The following is a 15,606-nucleotide window of genomic DNA, read 5'->3' on the forward strand; positions in this document are numbered from 1 at the left end:
AACATACTTACCCTCAAAAACGTTCCGGTGGAACGTTTTTGACAAAGCAATTCCTCCATTGGTTTGTGCATATTATATAATTGTCGTTTCTTTTTCGACAGACTGACGGCTTTCGGAAAATCCCCGAAAGCCGTTTCAGCTTCATTACTTTTCCGCGATCACCGCGCTGCCTATGATATGTCCTCTCTCGCCCTCCGTATCAATGTGCCTGTTTCTGAAATAAACTCCCAGATTTACAAGCACAATGGCAAGATTTAAAAAGTAAGCGGCAAGCACATAGTTTATCTGATGGGTCATGAGCTTTGCGGTTATGCCTGCGATATAGCCCGTAATGATGAGCATTATAAAGGGCAGGCTCATATTTTTTGCGGAACGTGCCTTTATCGCCTTTATCACATTCAAAGGCCAGGAAAATCCGAAGCAGACAAGCATTATTGTTTCTAAAACTGAACTCATAAATTTCATATCCTCTCTTGATTTGTTTTTGACTTTAATTATATTATACTCTTGACAACCGCCAATGTCCAATATATAATTATATCATAATCAATAGCTTTAAAGCTATCGATTTGAACATAATAATAGTTTTTCATCAACAAGCATAAAAAAGTTATGCATATTTACCGATTTCCATTGAAAGGATATTGCTATGGAACTTTTGCAGCTGAAATATTTTTACGCCCTTGCCGCCGCTCAGCACGTGACCAGGACCGCCGAGCAGCTCCACATTGCCCAGCCCTCCCTCACCCAGACCATCCACCGCCTTGAAAGCGAGCTGGGGGTGAAGCTTTTCCGGACAAGCGGCAGAAACATCGTCCTTACCGAGTACGGCGTATACCTTCGGGATAAGCTTGAGCCTGTTTTAAAGAGCATAAACGAGATCCCCGAGGAGCTTCACGCCCTTGCGGGGGAGCGTGAAAACCTTATAAGAGTAAACGTGCTTGCCGCTTCAAATCTCATTACCGACGCCATCATCGAGTATCAGAAGCTCCGCGGCGACGTAAGATTTCAGATACATCAGCACAACGAGGAGGAAAACTCTGACATCACCGTCTTTACCCGTGAATTTTTCCGTCAGCCGCAGAACAAGGGGGACAGGTATTACATTTTTTCCGAGGAAATTTTCCTTGCCGTGCCCAAAAGCTCTCCTTACGCCATGCGGGAAAGCGTCTCCCTGAGTGAAATGTCCGACAGGAAATTCATCGCCCTGGCAGGCTCAAAGGGGCTTCGCTCCATATGCGACAGATTTTGTATGCAGGCAGGCTTCCGCCCCGATGTTATCTTTGAAAGCGACAGCACATCGGCGGTAAAAAATCTTATCGGTGCCAATATCGGCGTTGGCTTCTGGCCCCATTACACCTGGGAAAAGCCCGATGAAGGCTCCATGGCGCTCATTCCCATATCCGACCCTGTGTGCGGAAGGGACATCATAATCCGTCTCCACAGCGACAGTGCAGACCACGCAGAAGCGGTGAGATATTTTAAATATCTCACGGATTTTTTCGACAGGCTGAAAAAATAATTTATAAATCGTTTTCATTTGTTGACAAATTAAATAAAAAAGGATATAATTGATAAAAAGATTTGTTGAAAATTTGGAGGATCAGATGAACGGCATAACATTAGTTGTCCTTGCAGCGGGAATGGGTTCACGCTTCGGAAACAGAATAAAGCAGCTTGAGCCTGTGGGACCGCAAGGCGAGCTGCTTATCGATTATTCGGTCACAGACGCCATAGACGCGGGCTTTGACAGGGTGATATTCATTATCAGACGGGATATCGAAAAGCTGTTCAGGGAAACCATCGGAGACCGTATCTCAAGGCTTATAGAAACCGAATATGTCTTTCAGGAAAAAAACGAGCTCCCCTGCCGCAGCGAGGATTTCCCTCAGAGGACAAAGCCCTGGGGCACCGCTCAGGCATTATATTGCTGCAGAAACGTTATAAACGGTAATTTCGCTGTGATAAATGCAGATGATTACTACGGCGGAGAGTCCTTCAAGCTCCTTGCGGATTTTCTCAAGGCGCCCGACGCTTCCGCCTGCTCGGTGGGCTTTGTGCTGAAGAACACCCTGTCCGACCACGGCACAGTCAACAGGGGCATATGCCGCATTAACGAAAACGGGCTTCTTGCAGCGGTGGAAGAGACCAAAAAAATTCAGCGTGACCCCGACGGGATCATCCGCGGATCGAGAAAAGGCTCTCCCGTCACCCTTGACGAGAATGACATCGTATCAATGAGTATGTGGGGCTTTACTCCCGATTTTATGGAGCGTCTTACCGAAAGCTTTACCGGCTTTATAAGCTCTCTGGAAACGGGGGACGTCACCTCGGAACTGACCATTGCCGACGCTGCGGACAGGGAGATACGCCAAAAGGGCTACGATATAAAGAATATCCCTACCCAAAGCAGATGGTTCGGGATCACATATGAAGCCGATGCAGAGCTTGTAAGGCAGGCTCTGAAAAACCGTACATAATACTAATTCTCAATCAACCTATAGACAAATCCTCGGCTAGAATAAGCCCATTCGTCGTCAAGCTCCCTTGCCGGGCGGCAAGCCCGCCTGCGGTCGCTTTCCTAGACTGGACTTATTCTATCTGTCGCCTTTGTCTATAGAACGATTTAGAATTAGTATAAAAAATAAGCTGTCCGAAAGGGTCCACAGGCTTTCGGACAGCTTTTTTGTATCATTTCACCTCATACGGCTCCCCTATGCTTTCGCAGAGCGCCCTTACCGCCTCGGGTATCTCGGGTGAAAAATCAAGAAACCACTCTATACTTTCCTCGATGTATTTTCGTCTGAACTCGGTATCCGCAGCAAATGCGCTCCTAAGATTATGGAGCCTGTCCGCCCCCTTGACCGCATAGGCGATGGGGTCTGACTTTATCCCCGAAATATATTCGGACATAACATAGCCCTCCTTCTTTGTAAGGAGCTTTACCGCTCTGAGCACCCTTTCGCCGCCCAGGGCTTCTATCTCCTGCTCAGTGGCGTCAGTGTCCTCAAGGAGGTCGTGAAAAAGAGCGGTTATAAGATATTCCTCGTCCATTCCCCGCTCCCGCAGGATATCCGCAACGGCAGCCGGGTGGGTAATGTACGGCTCTCCGCCCTTGCGAAATTGTCCCTCATGTTTTTTTGCGGCAAATTCATAGGCTGCGGCGTATTTTTCGGTCATATCGCACTGCTCCCTTCACTCTTTCAAAAATCATTCCATTTTATCATCATCGAGATCTTTCTCGCCCTCATATATATCGCAGACCCTGTACTCCTCCTCTTTCGGGGGCGGAGTCTCCTTGTTTTCCCTGCCGAGGAGCCTGTCAACTGCGGCGGCGATCTTAGGGAGAAAAACGGTAACTATATAAATAAGCACCATTGCGGCAATTCCCGCAAGGAGCAGTGCCCAGACGGGAGTCCCGGTCTCTGCGCTGCCCGGAACAGGTTCGCTCCGGTCTGTTGCGGACGTTTCGGTGTAAGCTTCTTCAGCGGTCATTTTTTATTCCTCCCGGTAAATTCATCATTACAATTATACCACATAAGAGATATCGTTTTCAACCAATTTACCAAAATTTCCTCCCAATTTTTTACGTCAATTTCCACAAAAACGCCTTGATTTTTCCATCGGAATATGATAGAATATTATAAAATCATTGCTTGTAAAAGCATAATAAGGAGAAAGAAAGATGAATCCAAGAATAGGAATAAGACCCGTCATTGACGGCAGACAGTTCGGGATAAGAGAATCTCTCGAGGTCCAGACAATGAATATGGCAAAGTCCGCCAAGGAGCTTATCGAAAGCAGCCTGCGCTATCCCGACGGCAGTCCCGTGGAGTGCGTTATCGGTCCCTGCACCATCGGCGGCGGCGCGGAAGCCTTTAAGACAGAGGAGTTTTTCAGCACTCAGAATGTATGCGCTACCCTTTACGTCACACCCTGCTGGTGCTACGGAATGGAAACTATGGACACAAATCCCATGACCGTAAAGGCTGTTTGGGGCTTTAACGGCACAGAGCGTCCCGGAGCCGTTTATCTTGCGGCTATCATGGCGGCTCACGCACAGAAGGGTCTGCCCGCATTCGCAATTTACGGCAGAGACGTGAAGGATGCAGACGACACCTCTATCCCCGAGGACGTTAAGGAAAAGATACTCACCTTTGCAAAGTGCGCCGTTGCAGTGGGCTGCATGAGAAACAAGGCATATGTGAACATCGGCGGAGTGGCTATGGGCATTGGCGGCTCCTACTGCAATGCGGATTTTATGCAGCATTATCTCGGCATACGTCCCGAATGGGTGGATATGACAGAGATACTCAGAAGAGTGAAGCTGGGCATCTACGACAAGGCAGAGTATGAAAAAGCCCTTGCCTGGACTAAGGCAAACTGCCCCGAGGGCATGGATATAAACACCGCTCCGAATGAGGGAAATCCCGATGTTATGAGCAAGGAGGAGCAGTGGGAGTTCTGCGTTAAGATGACTCTCATTATCCGCGACATAATGCTCGGAAACGAAAAGCTGGACGAAATGGGCTGGCACGAGGAGGCAAACGGCAGAAATGCGATATACGGCGGCTTCCAGGGTCAGAGACAGTGGACAGACTGGCTTCCCAATGCGGATTTTGCCGAGTCCATTCTGAATACTACCTTCGACTGGAACGGAAACAAGCGTCCCTCCATACTTGCCACCGAAAATGACGGCTTAAACGGAACGGCAATGCTTTTCGGAAATCTCCTTACGGGAACGGCTTCCATATTTGCCGATGTTCGTACATACTGGAGCCCCGAGGCTGTTGAGAGAGTTACGGGAATAAAGCCCACAGGCAGAGCCGCAAACGGATTTATCCACCTGATAAACTCGGGTGCCGCTGCTCTGGACGGCACGGGCGCCGCAAAGGACGAGAACGGAAACGGCGTTATGAAGCCCTGGTGGGACGTTACCGAGGAGGATAAAAAGAATATCCTCGCAAATGCTGACTGGTGCCAGGCAAATCTTGGATATTTCAGAGGCGGCGGATTTTCCTCCCACTTCAAGACTATTGCCGAAATGCCCGTTACAATGATAAGAGTGAATATCATAGACGGCGTTGGACCCGTTCTTCAGCTTGCCGAGGGCTACACCGTTTGTCTCCCCGATGAGATACACAAGCCCCTTGACGAGCGCACCGACAAGACCTGGCCCACTACCTGGTTCGTGCCCAATCTCGTGGAGGGTAAAGCGGCGTTCAAGGACGTTTACTCGGTAATGGCAAACTGGGGCGCAAATCACGGCTCCCTCACCTACGGTCATATCGGAAGAGAGCTTATCGCCCTTGCTTCAATGCTCCGCATACCCGTGGCAATGCATAATGTTCCCGATGACAGGATATTCCGTCCCCACTGCTGGAGCGGCTTCGGCACAGCCGACCTTGAGGGTGCGGATTACAGAGCCTGCGCTCATTACGGTTCACTTTACTAATATACAAAGCAGCTTAATGGCGAGCCGCCGGGAAAACCAGCGGCTCAGCCTATGTCCGACCCCGGAATATCGAACGGCGGTCAAAAAAACACTTGCCAAATCTTCCGTTTTATGGTATAATGGCAACAGCAACGGAAAATTTTTTTCCGATCCCCCGTATCAGAAAGGATTGTAATAATATGTCAAATTCTCCCGAGTGGATAAAAAAGTCCGCTGTATACCACATCTACCCTATGGGCTTCTGCGGCTGTGAAAGAACAAGAGCAGAGCTGGGCAGCGAGCCTGTTCACCGTATCAAAAAGATAATCGAGTGGATACCTCATCTGAAATCTATGAACATAAACGCCGTGTATCTCGGACCTATCTTTGAGTCTGCGGCTCACGGCTATGACACCTCGGACTACACCAAGATCGACGCCCGTCTCGGCACAAACGAGGACTTTACCGAGGTCTGCGAGGCTCTCCACAAAAACGGTATCAGAATTATCCTTGACGGAGTTTTCAACCATGTGGGCAGAGAACACCACGCATTTCTCGATGTAAAGCAGAACAGGGAGCGCTCCCGTTACTGCGGCTGGTTCTGCGGACTGAATTTCGGCGGAAATTCCTCATATAACGACGGCTTCTGGTACGAGGGCTGGAACAACTGCTATGACCTTGTAAAGCTCAATCTGAAAAACGGCGAGGTGGTGGATTACCTTCTGAGCGCCGTTAAGATGTGGATAGAAAAGTGGGACATTGACGGTATCCGCTTCGACGCGGCAGACTGCCTTGACCCCGATTTCATCAAGCGGATACATTCCTTCACCCGCTCCTTAAAGCCCGATTTCTGGCTCATGGGCGAGATAATCCACGGTGATTACCGCCGCTGGGCAAACCCCGAAATGTTCGACTGCGTTACCAATTACCAGTGCTTCAAGGGAATTTACTCCTCCCACAACGACCGCAACTATTTCGAGATAGCTCATTCCATCGAATATCAGATGGGTCAGTACGGCGACACATATATGTACAACTTTGTGGATAACCACGATGTTGCAAGGCTTGCAAGCCAGCTTACCGACTATGACAGGATATACTGCTGCTACACCCTGCTTTACACAATGTACGGCGTTCCCTCCGTTTATTACGGCAGTGAGTTCGGCATAAAGGGCGAAAAGGGCAGAGGCGCAGACGCAGATATGGCTATCCGCCCCTGTCTTGAGCTTGACGATATCCCCGGCAGAGATGACAAGCTCCTTGCCCATATTTCCGCTCTGGGCGCTATCAGAAATGAGTTCCCCGCAGTTCAGTCGGGCTCCTACAAGAAGCTTGACCTTAGAAATCAGACCTTCCTCTATCAGCGCGAAAAGGACGGTCAGACCGTTTACATTGCCCTTAACATCAGCGACGGTGATCATACCTTCAGCATTCAGACAGGTGCCGCAGCTCTTGCAGACCGTCTTTCGGGCAAGCATTTTTCCGCTTCAAACGGCTGTGTAAGCGTTACCGTTCCCAAAAATCATTCCATGGTGCTTGTGGACGCAAACATTCCCGTTCCCGAAAAGCCCGCTCCTGTTTATGAGGAGAAAAAGCCCGAGCCTGTTAAGACAGAGCAGCCCGCTCCCGCACCCGCTCCTCAGCCTGTTCCCGAAAAGCCCGCTCCCGTTCCCGAGCAGCCCAAGGAAGAAGCTGAGCCTGTCCGGAAGGGCACTCCCTCCGCAGGCATTCCCGAGGGCAGAAAGATAGTTATCGGCGGTCATTACAAGCATTTCAAGGGCGGCGATTACGTTGTCCTCAATGTGGCATATGACCACGAGACAATGGAAAAGCAGGTCGTTTATATGCAGGTATACGACAAGCCCAGAGTTTGGGTAAGACCTCTTTCTATGTTCCTCGAGGACGTAAATGACAACGGCAATATAAAGCCCAGATTTGAATTTATGGGTATGGCAGAATAAAAAAGCAAGCGCTGTGCGGCACTCATTCGCACAGCGCTTTTTTATCTGCCCGAAAGCTCTTTCAGCTTTGCTCTGATAAGCTCTAAGGCGTTTTCGGGACTGACCGCATCCGAGACGGCTGTCTCCATCGGACAGAAGCCATTTCCGGAGCGGTTTATTATGGCTTCAGCAAGGGTATCGTACTCAGATCCAATGCCGTATTTTTTCAGAACTCCAAGAGCCCTGCGGCTCATGACTCCGGCATATAGCTCCTTTACGCCCAGAAGCACGTACAGATACGCCGCAGCCGCTCCCACGATCTTGTCTGCCGCCGAATAGCCCTCAAGAGTCTTGCCCTCGTCAATAAGCTCAAGAAGGGGCTTTACTCCCCTTTCACGGCTTGTTATCGTTTCATTTTCTCTTACCGCCGCAAGGGTCAGACCCTGCTCATCAAGCAGCGATACCGCTTTTTTCATATTCTCTGTCAAGTTCATCACTTCCTTGTAATTTATTATACTAATAACCAATTGTTCTATGGATAAAGACGGTGGATAGAATACGACAAATCAAGGAAAACGACCGCAGGCGGGCTGTCGCCCGGCAAGGGAGTTTGACGCAGAGTTGGCGTATTATAGCCGCCGTATTTTGTCCATAGGTTAATTGGTTATTAGTATTATAACACATTTTCCGAAAAATGCAACGGGCGCAGCATTTGACATAATGAAAGGGATATGATAAAATAATAGTTAACGAAAAATTCCGAAAGGAACAGATGATATGAACGAACGGATAGACCGGCTCAGAGAAAAGACATATCTTCTCACCACCGCCCCCGGAGTGTATCAGATGAAGGACAAGACGGGGCATATCATATATATCGGCAAGGCGAAAAATCTCCGCAACAGAGTTTCCTCCTACTTTGCCAAGACCCCGAACCACACCCCCAAGGTGGCAAAAATGGTGGAGAACGTCTATGACTATGATTTTATCGTAACAAAATCGGAGTATGAAGCCCTGGTGCTTGAATGCTCCATGATAAAGCAGCACTCGCCCAAGTACAATATCCTGCTAAAGGACGACAAGGGCTACAGCTATATCCGCATTTCGCCGCCCCCTTACTCACGGATAACCGCCGAGCTGCAAAAGCCCTCAAGCGGCGAGCTTTTGGGTCCCTACACCAGCAGCTTTGTGACAAAGCAGGCGGCGGCAGAGGCAAACAGAGTCTTTATGCTCCCCACCTGCAAAAAGGTTTTCCCCAGAGACATCGGCAAGGGCAGACCATGCCTGAATTACCAGATAAAGCGGTGCATGGGGGTATGCACGGGGAAGATTTCCGAGGAGGAATATTCGGATATCATAAAGGAAGCCGTTGACTATATCAAAAACGGCTCCGAGGCTTCCGTTGAACGGCTCACCGTTCAGATGAACGAAGCGGCGGAGCGGCTTGAATTTGAGCAGGCGGCAAAGCTCAGGGACCGCATAAGCGCCATATCCCGTGCAGCGGACTGTCAGAACATCATTGCCGAAAAGCTCCCCGACACCGACGCAGTGGCAATTGCCCGAAACAATGGTGAAGCCTGTGCGGCGGTCATTATGTACCGCGGGGGACGGCTTTTTGACAGAGCCGAATATTTCCTCGGCGAGGACGATACGGAAAGCGCAATGCTTGAGGATTTTGTGACCCAGTATTATTCGGGAGGACGGGAAATTCCCCGCAATATCGTCCTCGGGGCGGAGATACAGGACATTGAAGACGTTGAACGGCTGCTGAGAGAACGCTCGGGACGGGCAGTGGACGTTATGCAGCCCCGGAGGGGACGGTTTATGCGCCTGGCTGAGATAGCAAAAGCAAACGCCGAGGAGTATCTTTCCATCAGAGTTGGACGCACCGCCGCAGAGATATCCGCCCTTGAGACCCTTGCAAAAATGCTGGGGCTGAAAAAAACGCCCCTATACATCGAGTCCTACGATATATCCAATCTGGGCTCGGCGGATATGGTGGCGGGCATGATAGTTTTCGAGAACGGCAGACCCTGCAAGAAGATGTACAAGCGTTTTTCCATCAAGGAAAATCTTGTGCAGAACGACCTTGCCTGTATGCAGGAGGTGCTTCGCAGACGGTTTAACCATTACCTTGACCCCGAAGAGACGGACGAAGGCTTCAAGCGGCTCCCCGACCTTATTCTGTTAGACGGCGGCAGAAATCAGCTGGCAGCGGTAAACGAGGTGCTGTGGGAAATGGATATAGACGTGCCCGTTTTCGGAATGGTGAAGGACAACAATCACCGCACCAGAGCCATCACCGCTGACGGCGGAGAGATAAGCATTTCCGAGACCAAAGCCGCCTTTATGCTGGTAACACGCATACAGGACGAGGTACACCGCTTTGCTATCACCTATCAGCGGAAAAAGCATAGAAGATCCTCCTTTGAGCTTGGCATCACAAGCATAAAGGGTATCGGTGAGAAACGTGCATTAAAGCTGCTCACAGCCTTCAAGACCACCGAGGCGCTGAAAAAAGCCACCCCCGAGGAGATCGCACAGGCAGCAGGCATTAGTCAAAATGCTGCAAAAGAGGTTTATGATTTTGTGCAAAATTCTCTTTGAAAATTCATTGTTTGTTATAGAAAATTATTTTTTTATAGGGTATAATAGATATTGTATATTGTAATCGATTTGTAATCTTTTGTATAGAGGAGGCGTATTCTGTGCGAGTTATCACAGGCATTGCCAGAGGAAGAAAGCTCAAGACCCTGGAGGGCGAGGACGTCCGTCCCACCACCGATATGGTCAAGGAAGCCATTTTCTCCATAATTCAGTTTGATATAGAGGGAAGCGTTATCCTGGACCTGTTCTGCGGCTCGGGTCAGCTGGGTATCGAAGCCCTTTCGAGAGGAGCGAAATACTGCCGCTTCGTGGACAAGAGCCAGGCGTCGGCAGAGTGCGCCAGAGAGAATATCGCTGCCTGCGGCTTTAAGGACGAGTGCGGTATCACCGTAAGCGACAGCCTTGATTTTCTCAGGGGCGTGAGAATGACCTTTGACATCGCCCTTCTGGACCCCCCTTACAGAAACGGACTTATCGAAAAGGCAATGCCCCTGCTTGAGAGCAAAATGTCCGACAGAGGCATAGTTGTATGCGAACATGAAAAAGGGCTTGTACTCCCCGATGAATACGGCAAGCTCAAAAGATCCAAGACCTACCGCTACGGCAAGATCGAGGTAACAGTCTACAGAGTTCCTCTGCCCAATGAAGAAGAGGAATGATCGTCATTTTTGAAAGGAAATGATCCGCTTGAGAATAGCAGTCTGCCCGGGAAGCTTTGACCCCGTGACCTTCGGTCATCGGGACATTATCCACAGGGCTTCCATGCTTTTTGACAAGGTGATCGTGCTGGTTGCGGTCAATAAACAGAAAACCCCCTCCTTTACTCCAGAGGAACGGGTGGCTCTTATTAAAAAAGTCACCGCAGAGTTTCCCAATGTGGAGGTGGACGTGTGCTACGGGCTTATCGCCGACTATGTGCGGAAGGTGGGCGCTGTGGCTATAGTAAAGGGTCTCAGAGCCGTTACCGACTTTGAATATGAGTTCCAGATGGCTCTTGTCAACAGGAACATATACGACGGCGCGGAGACCGTATTCCTCACCACCAGCTCGGAAAATATGTATCTCAGCTCCAGCGTGGTAAAGCAGGTGGCATTTTACGGCGGAGATATCAGTAAATTCGTTCCCCGCTGCATTTTAAAGGATATCGAGGAAAGATTATGCCCGAACAAGCAGACCGCTTCGGGCAATCAGGAAACATAATATATACATCAAAATCCGAGGACAGAGCAGAAGCACATCTCTTGCCTCTTGCTTCTTAAACCTCTTGCTTCTAATAAACCGCCCGTCGGGCAGATCGGAGAATATAAAATGGCAGAGCTTATGATTGAAGATTATCTTGACGCAATGGACGAAATTCTCGATAAGGCGCAGTCTTTCCCTCTCTCCGCAAAGAAATCCCTTGTGGACGTGGACCAGCTGAGAGAATGCATCGACCATATACGAATGAATATACCCACCGAGGTAAAGCAGGCGAAGAAGATCGTTTCCGAGCGCAAATCCATTATCGATGAAGCCACAAGGCAGGCTGACGATATCATCAACAGAGCGGAAAGCCGCAAGAACACCCTTATCGCCGAGCATGAGATAACCAGAGCCGCTCAGGCAAAGGCAGCAGAGATAGAAAAGCAGGCTCTTATCAAGGCAAAGACCGTTAAGAACGCTGCGGACGAATACATCGTTGACACCCTCACCAAGGCGGAGGAGACCCTTGCTGCCACCCTTACAGCCGTAAAGCGCACAAAGAGCACCATCAAGGCACCGAAACCCGCTGTTCCCATGAACAATATCCCCCAGCAGCCCCCTCAGAGATAAGCTGTCCCCGTTCGGGGACTATCCCCCTCAGGGAAGAAGCGCAAAAAATATTATATAAATAAATTATTTTTCAGGAGGAGCATACCTATGAATGAAAACCTTTACACAGTCCATATGGGCAAGGCTAAGTGCGCCGTTGACCTGGGAGACGGCTCCGAAAGAGGCGAATACGTAAACCAGGACTACATACTGCACAAAATGGGCAGGCCCCACCGCAGCATAAGCCTTATGTACTGCTACTACCCCTTTGACGAGCAGTTCCCCGGCAGGATATCCGAGGTCATGAAGGACGCTAACGTGTCCTTTCAGTGGGACTATCCCTACGACGATTATTTCACCTACAAGGGCGGTATCGGCGGAAACCTGAACGATGAGCCCTTCACCTGCATGAGAGACGTGCGCCGTCACGGTCAGGACGTTACCCTTACCCTCACCGTTGACCCCCACTGCACCGATGAGCAGCTTATCGCCATTGCAAAGGATCTCAGCACCTTCGGCAGAATGATGCTCAGAATTAACCACGAGGCTACAGGCGACTGGTTCAGCTTCACAAAGAGGGCTTCCTACAAGGAGATAGGAGATTTCTTCGTTCATTTTACCAATATTATCCATGAGTATGCTCCCAATGTCAAGACCATCATCTGCATAGGCGGCATCGAGGACCTGAACAAGACCGAAATGGAGAAGGAAGAGGAGTTCAAGGCTACTATCCCTGCGGCGGATATCTGGTCGGTGGACAAGTATATGGCTCTCCACTGGGGCTGGCCCTATGACGTGGCTCTCAGAGGCGGCAATTCCCACTCGAGGAGCAAGGTAAGGGAGACCTACGAAAAGACCAAGGCAAGCTTTGAAAGATACAAGTTCTTAAACGGCGGCGAGGCAAAGCCTATGGTAATGAGCGAGTTCAACGCCGACGGAGACGTTACCGGCGCTTACGACCAGGCGGCTATGGTAAAGGAATTCTGCGACATTCTGGTTGACGAAAAGGCTGACTGGTTCTCCGGATTTACTATGTATCAGTTCAGAGACAGAGGACGTCTGGGTCTTGAGATAGAGGACCCCAACAACCCCGATGTGGGCATCGAGCAGCCCGTTATGCAGACCTACAAGAAAATTATCCACTCCGACTGGTTCATGCCTGAGATCACCGAGAAGGCAGCGGATAACACAGTTCCCGTTACCCTCAGATGGGGCGGCGCGGAGGATGCCGACGGCATTGCGATCGGGCTTCATTTCGAGAAAAATCCCCATTTCTGCGAAGTTGTTTTCGAGGACGAGGGCAACTATATGATGGAGATAAACGGCAAGTGGTTCTACAAGTCCCCCAAGGCTAAGACCATCGACCTTATGAGCGCATTCTATGAAAAGCCCCTTGAGGGCGAGTGCGATATGACCCTCAAGATATTCGCTCCTCCCGCAAGCGGCGAGAACGACCCCTCTCAGGGCGCTGACTGGGCGGAAAACTATTACTATACAATGGAAAAGCTTCCCAAGGTAAGACTGGAATTTGAACCTGTGGAGCTTTAAAGCAGGATAACACGGGCGGCAGGAGATATTCTCTCCTCCGTCCGTATTCTTTTGACATATACTACAGATAATGTGTTAATATATATTCTATAACTATGCATATTGCTGTATTTATTCAGATTTTATCAAACACTTTGACCGTTGACGTGTCGAAAATTGTATGATATAATGTTAGTATATATGATTATACCATTTTTCGGGAAAGGATATCACGGTTATGACCAGGATAGAAAAAGCTGTTGCGCTTATCGTGGGAATGATAATTGCTGTCATTACCGCCGTAACACTTATCATCTCAATCTCTCTTTCTTCAACTCATAACGACAACACCCACGGCACAATAACAGACATTGGCATAAACGTACTGCAAAGCACCGTTGAGAATAAAAGCGATTACCTCAAAACTCTTTTTGAAGTATGGAAGGGTACCAACTCGCGCAACAACGCCGTTGCCAGCGCACTCAAGAGCGGATATTCGGGCAAGCTTTCCGAAATGTATTCCAACTCGACCACAGATGAGTTCACCTTCGCTTATTTTACCGACGCCGAGGGAAACAAGCTCTGGGCAAGCGACACCTGCAAGCTTTCGGGCTTCGATGTTTCAAGAGCATTGGCGGATGAGGAATTTTCAGGCTTCAGCTGCGATGAAAATATGCCTCTGAGCTACGTTTACGTTACCCCTGTTTACTATGATGCCAACGGTTACTCAAGTCTTGTAGGCGTTGTGGTACTGGGCTACAACCTTTCAAACTCCAAGGTGCTTGACCCCATCAAGGAACAGATAAACAGCGAGGTAAGCCTTATTGCGGGCGACTCCGTCATCGCCACCACCTTCACTGATGAAAACGGCGAAAGAGCGGTGGGAACGGAAATAGACCCGAAAATATATGACAAGCTGATGCAGGGCGGCGAAAGCATCACGGGCAGAGCAAAGATGCAGGGCGGCGAATATTATATTCAGTACGAACCCATCGCAGACGTTAACGGCAATATCTGCGGCGCATTGTTTACAGGTATGTCCACCGCTGAGAGCGACATTTCCTTCGGTCGGGTCATCGTTACTGCGGCAATTGCTGCGGTGGTGATACTCATTGCGGCGATAATCGTAATCGGCGTGTTCATCAGGAGAGTTATTGCCCGTCCTATAGTGGAGCTTAACAAGCTTGCCGAGGATATGAGCAGAGGACGTCTCAGCGCTCCCGAAAGCGGCTACAAGTTCGGAAACAACGAGCTGGGCGATTTCGCTGCCGCACTTCATAACACCAAAAACAGTCTCAACAGCTATATAAGCGACATAACCGAGATACTTGAGGCTATGGCTGACGGCAATTTCACAAAGCGTCCCTCGGTGGAATACACGGGAGATTTCGAGCGCATTGAGAGAGCCTTCGGCGATATCAGACAGGAGCTTTCCGAGATAGTCCACAACATCAGCCGCTCCTCGGAGCAGGTGCTTTCAGGCTCCTCACAGATGGCAGGCGGCTCTCAGATACTTGCAAACGGCACCACCACTCAGGCAAGCGCCATCGAAAACCTGAACAGCGCCGTTCAGGGCATTTCCGAGAAGATAAACGTGAATGCGGACAACGCTGTCCGCGCCAAGGAGCTTTCCGCAGAGGTGGAGACCAGCGCTGTTGCTCAGAACAAGGATATGAGCAGCGTTATGGAGGCTATGAACGAGATCGAGAGAAAGTCCTCGGAGATCGGCAAGATAATAAAAACCATCGACGATATCGCTTTCCAGACAAATATCCTTGCTCTCAACGCTGCCGTTGAGGCGGCAAGAGCAGGCGACGCAGGAAAGGGCTTTGCGGTGGTTGCGGACGAGGTAAGGAACCTTGCTTCCAAGAGTGCGGAAGCGGCTCAGCTCACCACCGAGCTTATCTCCGCAACGGTTGACGCTGTAAACGACGGCGCAGAAAAGGTAAACAGCGCTGCCGAGTCCATGCGTGAGATAACCGAAAAGGCTAAGGAAACAAGCCGCCTGATAGACGAGATATCCGACGCTTCGGGCGAGCAGGCAACTGCCATTATGCAGGTAACTGTGGGACTTGAAAAGATATCCGATGTTGTTCAGCAGAACAGCGCCACTGCGGAAGAAACTGCCGCTTCCTGCGAGCAGCTCAGCAGTCAGTCCAGGATTCTCAAGCAGCAGGTGGATATGCTCAAGGCATAACGAAAATATTTACGGGCTTTCCGAGGAAATTTCGGAAAGCCCGTAATTTTTTTTGTAATACTAATTCTCAATCAACCTATAGACAAATCCTCGGCTAGAATAAGCCCATT

At 49.7% G+C, this 15,606-nt stretch carries 14 protein-coding genes; 10 read left to right on the forward strand and 4 right to left on the reverse strand.

Annotation, left to right across the window (positions count from 1 at the left end):
• Positions 1-144 precede the first annotated feature (144 nt).
• Complete coding sequence (locus tag ACI4J0_RS03160; RefSeq protein ID WP_439764369.1) at positions 145-456, reverse strand: hypothetical protein; 312 nt, start codon at positions 454-456, stop codon at positions 145-147.
• Between the two features lie 193 nt (positions 457-649).
• Here ACI4J0_RS03160 and ACI4J0_RS03165 point away from each other — a divergent pair, with 193 nt between their 5' ends.
• Together ACI4J0_RS03165 and ACI4J0_RS03170 are read left to right on the forward strand one after the other, a co-directional pair.
• Entirely contained in the window at positions 650-1,522 is an 873-nt protein-coding gene (locus ACI4J0_RS03165) for a LysR family transcriptional regulator (protein WP_439764370.1), read from the forward strand.
• A gap of 49 nt (positions 1,523-1,571) precedes the next feature.
• On the forward strand, positions 1,572-2,480 hold the full coding sequence (locus tag ACI4J0_RS03170) for a nucleotidyltransferase family protein (protein WP_439764371.1): 909 nt from the start codon (positions 1,572-1,574) through the stop codon (positions 2,478-2,480).
• A 211-nt stretch (positions 2,481-2,691) separates the two neighbouring features.
• On the opposite strand, the gene ACI4J0_RS03175 is transcribed toward ACI4J0_RS03170, so the two are convergent.
• Positions 2,692-3,180 (reverse strand): HD domain-containing protein, encoded by a 489-nt coding sequence (locus ACI4J0_RS03175; protein WP_439764372.1) that lies wholly within the window; start codon positions 3,178-3,180, stop codon positions 2,692-2,694.
• Between the two features lie 30 nt (positions 3,181-3,210).
• Positions 3,211-3,495, reverse strand: a complete 285-nt coding sequence (locus ACI4J0_RS03180; protein WP_439764373.1) for a hypothetical protein — start codon at positions 3,493-3,495, stop codon at positions 3,211-3,213.
• A 190-nt stretch (positions 3,496-3,685) separates the two neighbouring features.
• Between ACI4J0_RS03180 and ACI4J0_RS03185 the strand changes: the two genes are divergently transcribed.
• Positions 3,686-5,455 (forward strand): L-fucose isomerase, encoded by a 1,770-nt coding sequence (locus ACI4J0_RS03185; RefSeq protein ID WP_439764374.1) that lies wholly within the window; start codon positions 3,686-3,688, stop codon positions 5,453-5,455.
• A gap of 179 nt (positions 5,456-5,634) precedes the next feature.
• Positions 5,635-7,395 (forward strand): DUF1653 domain-containing protein, encoded by a 1,761-nt coding sequence (locus tag ACI4J0_RS03190; protein ID WP_439764375.1) that lies wholly within the window; start codon positions 5,635-5,637, stop codon positions 7,393-7,395.
• A 41-nt stretch (positions 7,396-7,436) separates the two neighbouring features.
• Here the strand turns inward: ACI4J0_RS03190 and ACI4J0_RS03195 are convergent, their stop codons facing one another.
• Positions 7,437-7,868: a DUF1893 domain-containing protein gene (locus ACI4J0_RS03195; RefSeq protein WP_439764376.1), complete on the reverse strand. Its 432-nt coding sequence runs from the start codon at positions 7,866-7,868 to the stop codon at positions 7,437-7,439.
• A gap of 283 nt (positions 7,869-8,151) precedes the next feature.
• Between ACI4J0_RS03195 and uvrC the strand changes: the two genes are divergently transcribed.
• From uvrC to ACI4J0_RS03225, 6 genes are all read left to right on the forward strand, one after another.
• Positions 8,152-9,981, forward strand: coding sequence for an excinuclease ABC subunit UvrC (gene uvrC, locus ACI4J0_RS03200; protein WP_439764377.1), 1,830 nt, complete (start codon positions 8,152-8,154; stop codon positions 9,979-9,981).
• Between the two features lie 101 nt (positions 9,982-10,082).
• Complete coding sequence (rsmD, locus tag ACI4J0_RS03205) at positions 10,083-10,640, forward strand: 16S rRNA (guanine(966)-N(2))-methyltransferase RsmD (protein ID WP_439764378.1); 558 nt, start codon at positions 10,083-10,085, stop codon at positions 10,638-10,640.
• Positions 10,641-10,668: 28 nt separating this feature from the next.
• A complete protein-coding gene (gene coaD / locus ACI4J0_RS03210) occupies positions 10,669-11,181 on the forward strand; it encodes a pantetheine-phosphate adenylyltransferase (RefSeq protein ID WP_439764379.1) in 513 nt (170 codons plus the stop codon).
• Between the two features lie 108 nt (positions 11,182-11,289).
• The gene (locus ACI4J0_RS03215) at positions 11,290-11,793 is read left to right on the forward strand and encodes an ATPase (protein ID WP_439764380.1); all 504 of its coding nucleotides are present in this window, start codon (positions 11,290-11,292) and stop codon (positions 11,791-11,793) included.
• An 87-nt stretch (positions 11,794-11,880) separates the two neighbouring features.
• Positions 11,881-13,320, forward strand: a complete 1,440-nt coding sequence (locus tag ACI4J0_RS03220) for a hypothetical protein (protein WP_439764381.1) — start codon at positions 11,881-11,883, stop codon at positions 13,318-13,320.
• A 217-nt stretch (positions 13,321-13,537) separates the two neighbouring features.
• The gene (locus ACI4J0_RS03225; protein WP_439764382.1) at positions 13,538-15,496 is read left to right on the forward strand and encodes a methyl-accepting chemotaxis protein; all 1,959 of its coding nucleotides are present in this window, start codon (positions 13,538-13,540) and stop codon (positions 15,494-15,496) included.
• Positions 15,497-15,606: the final 110 nt, after the last annotated feature.

Origin of the sequence: Huintestinicola sp. (assembly GCF_051882455.1) — a bacterium.
Taxonomy (GTDB): Bacteria; Bacillota; Clostridia; order Oscillospirales; family Ruminococcaceae; genus Huintestinicola.